Origin of the sequence: Dubosiella newyorkensis, from assembly GCF_001945605.1 — a bacterium.
Classification (GTDB): domain Bacteria; phylum Bacillota_I; class Bacilli_A; order Erysipelotrichales; family Erysipelotrichaceae; genus Dubosiella; species Dubosiella newyorkensis.
In genome coordinates this window covers 1-786 of the sequence record NZ_MPKA01000015.1, presented here as the reverse complement: position 1 = coordinate 786, position 786 = coordinate 1, and the positions used below count along the sequence as shown (strand labels likewise).

Annotated in this window: 2 protein-coding genes; both read left to right on the top strand. The window is 39.4% G+C overall.

Translation table 11 applies throughout. From position 1 onward, the window contains the following. Positions 1–199 (top strand): hypothetical protein (locus BO225_RS13035; RefSeq protein WP_198936067.1); only part of this gene is annotated, 199 nt, incomplete at its 5' end. Next, positions 132–563, top strand: a complete 432-nt coding sequence (locus BO225_RS13030; RefSeq protein WP_419185458.1) for a DDE-type integrase/transposase/recombinase — start codon at positions 132–134, stop codon at positions 561–563. The genes BO225_RS13035 and BO225_RS13030, both read left to right, overlap by 68 nt. Positions 564–786 lie beyond the last annotated feature (223 nt).

The following is a 786-nucleotide window of genomic DNA, read 5'->3' as shown; positions in this document are numbered from 1 at the left end:
AGAGAAACATCCCAAAGTATCGGTAGCGGGTATACTGGCAAAATTGGATAAGAGCACTTCCGGCTACTACAAGCATTTAAGATCAAAACCATCCAAGACAAAAGTCCGGCGGGAAAAAACAAAAAAAAGCAATCGTCAAGATCTACAACGATTCGCACCAGATCTATGGCTCTCCCAAGATTGCCGTGATCCTCCATAAGCATGGAATCCAAGGATGCCAGAAGTATGTCTATTCGATCATGAAAGAAGCCAATATCAAACCGAAATATCTGAAACACAAGATAAAAACGACCATATCTAAAGGGAATGATCGAAAACTTCACAATCTTCTGAAAAGACAATTCAATCCAAAAGATCCCGACAGCGTATGGTGTACCGATATCACCTACATCTGGACAGAAGAAGGATTTGTCTATCTGACCAGCGTGATGGATCTGTATTCCAGAAAAATAGTCGGGTGGGTGATGACTCGAAATATGGAAGCCGCAAAAGTTCTGGAGTGTATAGAAACAGCAAAAAGAAGACGAGGAATCAAAAAGCCATTGGTGATCTGTAGACGATAAGATAAATATGTACAATTTCTAAAAAAAGATTGTAAAATTCTCTTATTTGCAGGGAGGATTTTATGATCATTACTTTATCAATCAACAACTCGTTGCGTGTTGATTCTTTGACAGATTTGAACAAGCTTATGCCGCTTATGAAGGAGGGTGTTTTGAAATTGAACAAATCCAAGATTGCCCGTGAACTCGATGTCGATCGCAGAACGGTCGATAAATATCTGAA